At 37.0% G+C, this 9165-nt stretch carries 12 protein-coding genes and 1 riboswitch; of the genes, 6 read left to right on the top strand and 6 right to left on the bottom strand.

Annotated features, from left to right (window positions below; all coding sequences use genetic code 11):
• Positions 1-288 precede the first annotated feature (288 nt).
• The 4 genes from AC5YCD_RS15350 to AC5YCD_RS15335 form a co-directional block, all read right to left on the bottom strand.
• The gene (locus AC5YCD_RS15350) at positions 289-810 is read right to left on the bottom strand and encodes a hypothetical protein (protein ID WP_004734286.1); all 522 of its coding nucleotides are present in this window, start codon (positions 808-810) and stop codon (positions 289-291) included.
• Between the two features lie 34 nt (positions 811-844).
• A complete protein-coding gene (repM, locus tag AC5YCD_RS15345; RefSeq protein WP_004734284.1) occupies positions 845-1768 on the bottom strand; it encodes a replication initiation protein RepM in 924 nt (307 codons plus the stop codon).
• Positions 1769-2502: 734 nt separating this feature from the next.
• Positions 2503-3957 (bottom strand): SulP family inorganic anion transporter, encoded by a 1455-nt coding sequence (locus tag AC5YCD_RS15340; RefSeq protein WP_004282306.1) that lies wholly within the window; start codon positions 3955-3957, stop codon positions 2503-2505.
• Positions 3958-4205: 248 nt separating this feature from the next.
• Positions 4206-4415 carry a hypothetical protein gene (locus tag AC5YCD_RS15335; protein ID WP_004282305.1) on the bottom strand — a complete coding sequence of 70 codons (210 nt, stop codon included), beginning with the start codon at positions 4413-4415 and terminating at the stop codon, positions 4206-4208.
• 198 nt (positions 4416-4613) lie between these two features.
• Positions 4614-4681, top strand: a riboswitch (Fluoride riboswitch).
• Between the two features lie 116 nt (positions 4682-4797).
• Here AC5YCD_RS15335 and crcB point away from each other — a divergent pair.
• The 5 genes from crcB to AC5YCD_RS15310 all read left to right on the top strand — a co-directional run bounded on the left by crcB (position 4798) and on the right by AC5YCD_RS15310 (position 6954).
• Positions 4798-5178 carry a fluoride efflux transporter CrcB gene (gene crcB / locus AC5YCD_RS15330; protein WP_005225409.1) on the top strand — a complete coding sequence of 127 codons (381 nt, stop codon included), beginning with the start codon at positions 4798-4800 and terminating at the stop codon, positions 5176-5178.
• Between the two features lie 26 nt (positions 5179-5204).
• On the top strand, positions 5205-5729 hold the full coding sequence (ppa, locus tag AC5YCD_RS15325; RefSeq protein ID WP_005225406.1) for an inorganic diphosphatase: 525 nt from the start codon (positions 5205-5207) through the stop codon (positions 5727-5729).
• Positions 5730-5897: 168 nt separating this feature from the next.
• The gene (locus tag AC5YCD_RS15320; RefSeq protein ID WP_111886105.1) at positions 5898-6194 is read left to right on the top strand and encodes a BrnT family toxin; all 297 of its coding nucleotides are present in this window, start codon (positions 5898-5900) and stop codon (positions 6192-6194) included.
• Positions 6184-6399 carry a hypothetical protein gene (locus AC5YCD_RS15315; RefSeq protein WP_004811702.1) on the top strand — a complete coding sequence of 72 codons (216 nt, stop codon included), beginning with the start codon at positions 6184-6186 and terminating at the stop codon, positions 6397-6399. Before AC5YCD_RS15320 ends, AC5YCD_RS15315 begins: the two co-directional genes overlap by 11 nt.
• Positions 6400-6534: 135 nt before the next feature.
• Complete coding sequence (locus tag AC5YCD_RS15310) at positions 6535-6954, top strand: hypothetical protein (RefSeq protein ID WP_127245514.1); 420 nt, start codon at positions 6535-6537, stop codon at positions 6952-6954.
• Positions 6955-6960: 6 nt separating this feature from the next.
• Here AC5YCD_RS15310 and AC5YCD_RS15305 read toward each other — a convergent pair whose 3' ends face one another.
• Positions 6961-7431, bottom strand: coding sequence for a hypothetical protein (locus AC5YCD_RS15305; protein ID WP_253134076.1), 471 nt, complete (start codon positions 7429-7431; stop codon positions 6961-6963).
• Complete coding sequence (gene mobQ, locus AC5YCD_RS15300; RefSeq protein WP_253114855.1) at positions 7428-8381, bottom strand: MobQ family relaxase; 954 nt, start codon at positions 8379-8381, stop codon at positions 7428-7430. Before mobQ ends, AC5YCD_RS15305 begins: the two co-directional genes overlap by 4 nt.
• Positions 8382-8595: 214 nt before the next feature.
• Here mobQ and AC5YCD_RS15295 point away from each other — a divergent pair, with 214 nt between their 5' ends.
• Positions 8596-8877 carry a DUF8583 domain-containing protein gene (locus AC5YCD_RS15295; RefSeq protein WP_005022338.1) on the top strand — a complete coding sequence of 94 codons (282 nt, stop codon included), beginning with the start codon at positions 8596-8598 and terminating at the stop codon, positions 8875-8877.
• Positions 8878-9165: the final 288 nt, after the last annotated feature.

The raw sequence follows: 9165 nt of genomic DNA, 5'->3' as shown, positions 1-9165 counted from the left end.
GATCACGAACAGGTGGTGGTGGTGGAACATATTCGGGTTTAGCTTCAGCCATTTTTACCTCTATTTTGAAATTTTAAATCAATCACTTTGGTTTGGGTTTATCTGCCGTAAATTGATCACGAACAGGTGGTGGTGGTGGAACATATTCGGGTTTAGCTTCAGCCATTTTTACCTCTAATTTTGAAATTTTGAATCACTTAGGTTTTGGTAAGTCTGTTGTAAGTTGATCACGAACAGGTGGTGGTGGCGGAACATACTCAGGTTTAGGCTCTGGATTACTCATTTACGTTATCCTAAAAATTTTCCTAATATAATCAGTATTATCACAATAACTAAACTAGCTCCAGCTAGTTGAATATAGTCAAAAGCTTTATGTAATAAGTTTGCTTTTTCATCATTTTTTTCAGTATATGAACTGATAACTTTTTTATAGTGATGAGCTAAACCAAGGTAAACAGTAGCAATCTTATTATTCTGAAAATAATCAATCATTTGATCATCAGTATTTACTTGAAAAACTTCTTTTACCTGTAGACAAGAAAAAAGCTTTCCTGATGCCAAACATACAAAAATAAAAGTTAAAGCCAAATAAAGTGAGGTCAAACAAGTTAAAAAAAATGGAGCCTTAATATTTGTATCTATGAAATAGTATTTTGCTAATAAAGAAAAGGCAGTAATAAAAATAGATAAATATGTTAAATACTTAGTAGCTTTATCTTCTAATTTTTCATAGTGTCCTTTTACTATCGAAAATTGATTTTTTTGGTATTCATATAAAGCTGCATATTTGCTTATATCTACTTCGCTCATACTTCCTCTTTCATTATGCTATTTGCTCTTTTACTCATGGGTTGAATCCAGACTTTTCTAATATTGGATAAAGCTCTCTGAATTTTTCAGGCTCTAACAGCATATCTGCTATACGGATAGCAAATTGTTGGTAGCTTTCTGTACCTTGTGAATATTTCCCCATTTCAGGCATTTCTGACATTTTATTGGCAAATAAATGGCGTTGTGCATCGGTCATTCTGATAAAAAAGTCAGGTGTGTTTGGGTCACGCTTAGAATCTAATTTTTTCGGTTGTTGTTTCTGCTTAAACTTAAATGAAAAACCAATAATTGAACGACCACGTTTGTGTTGTTCATACTCTGCTTTTATATCTGTGTACTTATTAATTTGATCAATGGCAAGGTGTAAAACTTTTTCTTTAAATTGCCCCATTCTCTTGTATTCATTGGGTTCTATGCCTAGTTTTAATCTTAGCTCTTCTAGCTCTACCATAGTCACTTTGCCTGTACTACGCCATGCGATAAGCAACTCATACAAGCGTATAGCGTAAACACTAGTTAAACTGCTGACTTGCTCTAGTTCATAACTGGTGAAGTGTTTTTCTAAATTTGTAATCAACGGTACAACATCATCAGAAAACTTAATACGAACAAGAGCTTCATTCTCTACATAAGATATTCGTTGTACCCATCGACTTATTACATTCTCAATGTTGCCCTTTTGAGTCAGTTTTTGATAGCTAAATCTACGATCAAATAGGCTTTTGCAAGCATCTTTAAGAACTTTATAGGCTGTATTTCTATGAACATTGAAATGGTTGATATAGCTTTCAGCATGAATCGTCAAATCTTTATCATTGGGTGTATTTGATTGCCTAGCTTCAAGTATGGCTAACAGTATTAAACGTTGTTCTGATAGGTCTAAATTATAACTGGCATTTATTAGTGCATTATCTTTAACGACTAGTTCTTTTTTCATAAGCACACATGTTTTTTAAGTATATAAGTACACTTTATTTTATTAAGTGTCACTTTGCAAGATAGAGGTGTACTTATTGCAAGATAGAGGTGTACTTATTGCAAGATAAAGGTGTACTTATTGCAAGATAAAGGTGTACTTATTCTTATTTTTTTTATTATTTATCAATTAATTACAGATGCTAAAAATTAAAAAATTAAAAATTATTAAAAAGAGGGGAGTGCTAAAAACTGCCCTATGTACTCGCTAAAGCTCGTACTCTATTGAAGCTCGTTCCTCGCTTCGTGGGGCAGTTTTTAGTTAATCCTGTTTGTGAAATCTAAAAGCAAAAGCATTGGTAATGTATTCGCTTCGCTCATACTTTTTGAAAAGCAAAAGCTCCAAAGTTCGCACCCATTCGGGATGCTCTGTATCTACCTTTTAAAATCAAAAGGGAGCTTGTAATCAGAGAAAAGGCAAGGGCGAAATTTTGATGATGCTCAATCGCTCGTAGACACTCGCTCGGTTCTTATTATCTAGGTTTTAATTATTTACTGGAGCTAATCAAAGTTGTGAAACATTGCTTAAGTAATAGGCGTGGAACGTGAAAAATCATAAAAAAAGCCCGAACAGGGATGTTCGGGCTATCAACTAGAAACTACAGCGTTGAATTATAAGGATAATTATACAGCATTTCGTATAAGGTGTATTATGTTAATTTTAGAGATTCTACATAAATGTAGAGTCTCCTTCACTTAGATTCTGGCATGTGTTCCATACTTATCAATCATGATAGAGCTGGCTTCATTTAAGCCACGCACAGTGACATTCACACCATTCTTTTGAAATTTATTTACAACAGAATCAAGCATGGCGACTGATGTTACGTCCCAAATGTGAGAATGGGTCAAATCAATAATCACATCCTTTACATCCTCTTTAAAGTCAAAACCTTGCATGAATTTTTCAGAAGAACTAAAGAAGATCTGACCTCTCAAATCATACAAACGGGCCGTTCCCTCAAAAGAAGCTGTCACCTGGATATCATTTTCAAGTTTATTCGCCAAGAACAAGGCTGAAAGCAAAACGCCCGTTAATACACCTAGAGCCAAGTTATGCGTAGCAACAACTACAATCACTGTCGCAATCATGACGATATTACTACTCTTAGGATTATCTTTTAACTGAGTGACAGAACTCCATTCAAAAGTACTAATAGAGACCATGATCATTACCGCTACCAATGCAGCCATTGGAATCACTTTGAGCCAGTCGCTAATAAATACAACCAGAATAAGAAGAAAAATACCCGCAGAGAATGTTGATAAGCGTGTAAGGCCGCCTGATTTTACGTTAATCATAGATTGGCCAATCATGGCACAACCGGCCATGCCACCCATAAAGCCAGAAGCAATATTCGCAATCCCTTGTCCCTTACATTCCTGATATTTATCACTTGGCGTATCTGTCATTTCATCCACGATAGTTGCTGTCATCATCGATTCAAGTAAACCTACAGCCGCCAGTGCTACCGAATAAGGCAAAATAATCATCAATGTTTCAATATTCAAAGGAATATTTGGAATCAAGAACATTGGAAGTGTGTCAGGTAACGATCCCATATCACCCACAGTTCGTACATCAATTCCTAGAGCAATTGCCAGTAATGTGATTGCAATGATGCAGACAAGTGGAGAAGGGAGTAATTTTCCTAATTTGGGAACCAGAGGAAAGAGATAAATAATCGCCAGACCTAAAGCAACCAGAGCATATACATGCCAGGTCACATTAATCAGTTCAGGCAACTGAGCCATGAAAATTAAGATCGCTAACGCATTTACGAATCCAATAACTACAGATTTAGATACGAACCGCATTAACTTGGCGAGCTTTAAATAGCCTGCCAATATCTGAATCACGCCTGTCAGAATTGTTGCTGCCAGCAGATATTCAAGCCCATGCTCTTTGACCAATGTGACCATAAGCAGTGCCATAGCCCCTGTGGCAGCTGAAATCATTGCGGGACGACCACCTACGAAAGAAATCACGACGGCAATACAGAAGGATGCGTATAGACCGACTTTAGGATCTACACCTGCAATAATTGAAAATGCGATGGCTTCAGGAATAAGTGCAAGACCGACGACTAATCCGGCAAGTACATCCCCACGGATGTTAGAGAACCACTGTTCTCGGACATTAGATAACATAAACATAGCCTGTTTTTTAATTTTTCAGATAGGCTAGTGATGTGATATATACAACACACAAGCGACTACACCACATCACTAGACAGTGATGAGTTATTTACAGATTTAAGAAGGTAAATAAACTTAAGGTGGCGTAGGTGTCATAAGATGAAGAAACTTTTTAGAGTAAAAAAATCAGGACAAGGGTAACAGCTAGGTACTTTTTTATAAAGCCTGGATGTATATCCAAGCTTTGTTTAATCTGTATTTTATGAAGCTTTTAGCTCCCCAAGTAATTGACCTATTTCCAAACGTGTGTAGCCGCGTTCTTTAAAGATCAAAACAATAGCCTGTTTATAATCTTCAGAAATAGCCGTTTTATATTTATTAATTAATTGCAGCTCAGCATTAAGCTGGAGATCATTTTTGATCGTCAATACTTCCGTAGAGACTTTATTAAAAATCTTGAAATTAAACATACAGGTGCTCTTTATCAATATTGTAGCGGCCCGACTACAACAAACACCTGCCTCAGCTTAGCTGGACACCCTTTCCAAAAAGATTATAGAAAAAATGAAAAGTTTCAAGTTTTACTAAACTAAAGATAAAAAAGTATCAAACTTACGTATTTTAATAATAGAAGGTTGTTGAATTAGCTAATCAATTTTTAAATAATAGTACTCAAAGGAGATGGCTATCCTCCTTACACAAACCGCCAATTCTGGCTGATGATACCTACGTTTCCCTCAAGCAGGGTACGTAGTCGCGTGCTCTGCTTTTACAAAATGGAGCTACGCTATGTTTTCCCGTCATAAAGTTCTTTATTTATATATCTTTTGCTGCTCATAACTAGGAGCAGACATGTATCTTTCTCTTTTATCAATTGCTCTCGGTTCTGTAATCGGTGCCTGGCTTCGTTGGGGCATAAGTCTAAGATTTAATAGCGTATTTGAAAATATTCCTTTCGGGACAGTGATTGTTAACTTAATCGGTGCTTTTATTATTGGATTAGCTGTATCATTTTTTTCAAATAGCTCAATAAGCCCTAATTATAAGTTATTCGTTGTGACAGGCTTCTGCGGTGCTTTAACGACCTTTTCAACATTTTCAGTTGAAATTGTTGCGTTGCTACAAGCTTCAAAGTTTGAATATGCTATCTCAACAATAGCCATCCATGTAATAGGTTCATTAATCTTTACAGTACTAGGAATACTTTCCTATCAATTTTTCACTAATCATTAATAATCTAAATATTAGAAGGTAAAACAATGAGTTTTAAAAATGTTAAAGCAGGTACTAATCCACCAGATGACTTTAATAGCATCATCGAAATCCCGGCAAATGCTAAACCCATCAAGTATGAAGTGAATAAAGAATATGATGCTTTATTGGTTGATCGCTTTCTAAGTACAGCAATGTCATATCCGTACAATTACGGTTATATTCCTCAAACATTAAGCGAGGATGGTGATCCCTTAGATGTATTTGTAATAGCTCCCCATGCGGTTGCTGTAGGATCAGTAATTCGCAGCAGACCTGTCGGAGTCATGTATATGGAAGATGAAGCCGGTATTGATGCAAAGATCATTGCTGTACCTCATTCTAAGCTCACACCTCTATATAACAATGTTGAAGATCTGAGCGACCTCCCTCAGCTTCAATTAGATCAAATGAAACATTTCTTTGAACATTATAAAGACTTGGAAAAAGGTAAATGGATGAAATTTAATGGTTGGGGCAATGTAGAAGAAGCCAGACAGGAGATTCTAAAATCTATCCAAGCATACAAATAATTTAGATAAAAGGGACCCAAATCTGAGGTCCCTTTTTATGCTATTTAACATAATGGCGGTTATACGAAACTTAGATGTTAGAACCCATTTAAATTAATGAGTTATTGAATAAGTGAAACCCTCTAAGTAGACTTTTAGAAGGTTGTAAATCTAGGGAAAAGGCTAAAGATGCCGTTGATTGAGTATTACGGTCTGCTATTTGAATGGCACGATAAAAAAATGGAAATAGTCTATCGAGGGCGTGAAATTACTTTTGAAGAAGTATGTAGCGTTTTTCTTGATCCAGAGCTGATGTCCTTTGACGATCTTGGTCATTATGACGAACAACGGTTGATATCAATCGGTCTAAGCAATCGTGGTAGACTACTAACAGTGGTTTGGGTCGAACGTGGTGATGTTGCAAGAATCATTACTGCTTTTGAGCCATCACACAATCAAAAGCGGAGGTATAACCATGCAAAATGAATTAGAACGCTATAAAAATTTTGACCCTACCAATGCGCCAGTAGTAAAACCAAACTTCGTGAAAAAATTACAAGAACGCCATGCGATTGCTCAAGCAAAAGCTTTTGATGCGGATGTTGTAACTTGGCTAAGTTCTCAAGATGATGAAACAAAACAGCATATTAACGAGATGGTTCGTCATATCATGGCATTGAAACGTGTTTAATTAAAATTTTGCTCGATGCTTTGAAATAGGGCTTTAGCCATGTTTCAAAGTCGAGCCACTTTGCGTGCACCGGTATAAATTGAATAACGAAAGAAACCAAGCAAAGTATTGTCCTCTCTCAAAATTTGGTTAACTATGAAAATATACAATTTAGCTCAAAGTTTTTTCATCATTTCTGTACTGACTGGTTGTATGGCAAAGCCCGCCTTAGTTTCTGATGCTATACAACCTGTAAAACCTATATTTTTTATTAAGCATAATGAATCAGGTGCAAGAGCTTCACTTATTGGAGGAATATTGCATTTAGATCCGTATGGCTGTATCAGACTGGACAGTGATACAGGTCCTTTTATTATCTGGGCTGATAGCACTGAATTAGCATATACAAATGACGGCAAGGTCAGTATCACCAATAAACTTAATGGTCATAAGTTTTTTATAGGGGATGAAATTATCCTAGGTGGAGGGCGAACCACTGTAATACCTAAATCTGTTACCATTTCTATTCCTGAAGTTTGCACTACTCACGGTTATTGGCCTGCCACTCCACTTTAAAAAGCATTATTTAGGGTCGATCACGCAATAATCTTTGTTTGGCCCATGACAGTCATTTTTCATGATCCGGACACAGGATTGGCCATTACAGTTTTTAATATCAAGGTTATATCTTTGTTCTAGCCAAGCTGCTTCTGCACGACGTTCTTTGATCTCGTCAAAACTTGGAATAAATAAAAATATAAAAGACAGGAAAACTAATACCAGACTAAGGAAAATTGCACACAACAAGGCAATAAATCTGTAGTTCAATTTATCGGTGGCTCTATCTAACTCCTGAATACGACCTTGAAGGGCGTGTGTAGCTTCCTGATTTGCGTTATTTAGGGTCTTTTTGCTCTGTTCTAGTACCCCACTAGCTACCTTATTGTAAAACGTCTCTAATCGCTTGTTATCATCTGCTATGGCTTCCCTGTATTCCTTCATGGATGCCAATAAAATATATAACTGGTCGTCTAAATCGTTTTGATTGCTCATAGGGAAGGCCCATTTCTATTCATGCTTTTGCGTTGTTTCAGCTTCATCGCTTGTTCTTGCTGTAGCTTTAACTGCTTTTTATGTTCCAGTTCTAGGCGTTTAGCTTCCTGATCTTTCTTCCATTGCTCAAAGCCTTTTTCAACACGGTTGAAACCCTGTTCTAAGGTCTGTTCCTTGTGCTGTTGTTTGTATTGGAGCTGCTGGCTGTTCTGCTGTTTGATCGTGTCGTTGAAACGGCTAATTTCAGTATCTATGCCCTTTCTGCGCATCTGGGTGACTTTACTGCCTTCATGTATGGTGGCTTGTATCTGATTACCTTGATCGGCATAGCTGCGGTGGTCGATTCTTTCCCGATACCCTGCATATTCCAGAGCATGATTGGCTAAGTTTGCCCAGGTGGCTCGAATTTGTTTAATTTCTTCCTGGCTTGTTCCCATGCCTAAGCTTTTTCTTTTGGTGTTACTTAACTCAATTTCCGATTTTTGAGTGAGGACCAGTTTATTTTCAGTATCTAATTCTGCTTTGCGAGTTGTCAGTAAGATATGTGCATGATGGTTTTTATCATCTCCACCTTTGCTAGGTGCATGAATCGCTAAATCTGCAACCACCCCATAACGGTCTACTAAAGATTGAGCAAACTCTCTTGCTAGTTCTTTTCGCTGTTCTTCATCCAGCTCGTCCGGTAGAGCAATCACCCATTCACGTGCGGTTCGGGCATCTTTCCGATTTTCTGATTTTTCCGCCAAATTCCAAACTTTGCTTCGGTCTAATTCAGTATCCAAGTTAGAAAGAATCTCTGTATACACCACACCTTCTTTTCTCGTGAAGTCGTGCGTTAACCCTGTCCGTTCATCTGTCAATTTTTCTCCTGCACGATAGGCCATAGATGCTACCGCAGTTCGTCCCGAACTTCGGTTAACGGTCTTAGTCGTACAGTGATAAATTGCCATGCCTTAGCCTTGTGATGGTTTTGCTTTTGCTTTTAAAAAATTGCGTAGCAATTTTTTGGGGTTAAGGGGTATCCCCTTACGCAAACTTTGACTTGGATGAAATACAAGTCGTAAGTGCGCATTTCATGAAAAACACGATAGCATATAGCCCGCTTGAATTTCAATTCATAGGGCCTTATGCTTGAGTGGTTTTCTATATCCCGAAATCTGAATCATGACAAAAGCTGCTGAAACTCTTGAAAAGAAAATCGAAGCCCAATTAGAGAAGCTGAAACAGTTAAAGGCTCGAAAACAAGCTATCGAAGCTAGAGAAAGGTCAAAGCAAAAAGAGCAGGAAAGAAAGGATGATACTAGACGTAAAATTTTGCTCGGTTCTTACTTGATTAAGAAAATGCAGGAAAATGAAGCCAATAAAGAAAAAATATTGGCTGAACTTAATGAATATTTAACTGAAGAAAGAGACAGAAAGTTATTCAATTTAAGTGAGAAATTTTAAGTAGACAGATTTCACTGTCTACTTGGAAGTTACTTTTTATTACCTTTTGAATCACCTATTTTTATTAGTGGTGGTGGCGGAACATACTCAGGTTTAGGTTCAGTATTTTTAGACATTACTTCAGTCCTTTCTGATCACGAACAGGTGGTGGTGGTGGAACATATTCGGGTTTAGCTTCAGCCATTTTTACCTCTATTTTGAAATTTTAAATCAATCACTTTGGTTTGGGTTTATCTGCCGTAAATTGATCACGAACAGGTGGTGGTGGTGGAACATATTCGGGTTTAG

It is taken from the genome of Acinetobacter sp. CY05, from assembly GCF_059515805.1.
The sequence above is the reverse complement of the archived record's forward strand: the minus strand, read 5'-3'. Positions and strand labels throughout refer to the sequence as shown.

Bases quoted from the DNA above. Each gene is read 5' to 3' on its own strand.
- AC5YCD_RS15350 (WP_004734286.1), bottom strand. From the start codon at position 810: ATGAGCGAAGTAGATATAAGCAAATATGCAGCTTTATATGAATACCAA.
- repM (WP_004734284.1), bottom strand. From the start codon at position 1,768: ATGAAAAAAGAACTAGTCGTTAAAGATAATGCACTAATAAATGCCAGT.
- AC5YCD_RS15340 (WP_004282306.1), bottom strand. From the start codon at position 3,957: ATGTTATCTAATGTCCGAGAACAGTGGTTCTCTAACATCCGTGGGGAT.
- AC5YCD_RS15335 (WP_004282305.1), bottom strand. From the start codon at position 4,415: ATGTTTAATTTCAAGATTTTTAATAAAGTCTCTACGGAAGTATTGACG.
- crcB (WP_005225409.1), top strand. From the start codon at position 4,798: ATGTATCTTTCTCTTTTATCAATTGCTCTCGGTTCTGTAATCGGTGCC.
- ppa (WP_005225406.1), top strand. From the start codon at position 5,205: ATGAGTTTTAAAAATGTTAAAGCAGGTACTAATCCACCAGATGACTTT.
- AC5YCD_RS15320 (WP_111886105.1), top strand. From the start codon at position 5,898: ATGCCGTTGATTGAGTATTACGGTCTGCTATTTGAATGGCACGATAAA.
- AC5YCD_RS15315 (WP_004811702.1), top strand. From the start codon at position 6,184: ATGCAAAATGAATTAGAACGCTATAAAAATTTTGACCCTACCAATGCG.
- AC5YCD_RS15310 (WP_127245514.1), top strand. From the start codon at position 6,535: ATGAAAATATACAATTTAGCTCAAAGTTTTTTCATCATTTCTGTACTG.
- AC5YCD_RS15305 (WP_253134076.1), bottom strand. From the start codon at position 7,431: ATGAGCAATCAAAACGATTTAGACGACCAGTTATATATTTTATTGGCA.
- mobQ (WP_253114855.1), bottom strand. From the start codon at position 8,381: ATGGCAATTTATCACTGTACGACTAAGACCGTTAACCGAAGTTCGGGA.
- AC5YCD_RS15295 (WP_005022338.1), top strand. From the start codon at position 8,596: ATGACAAAAGCTGCTGAAACTCTTGAAAAGAAAATCGAAGCCCAATTA.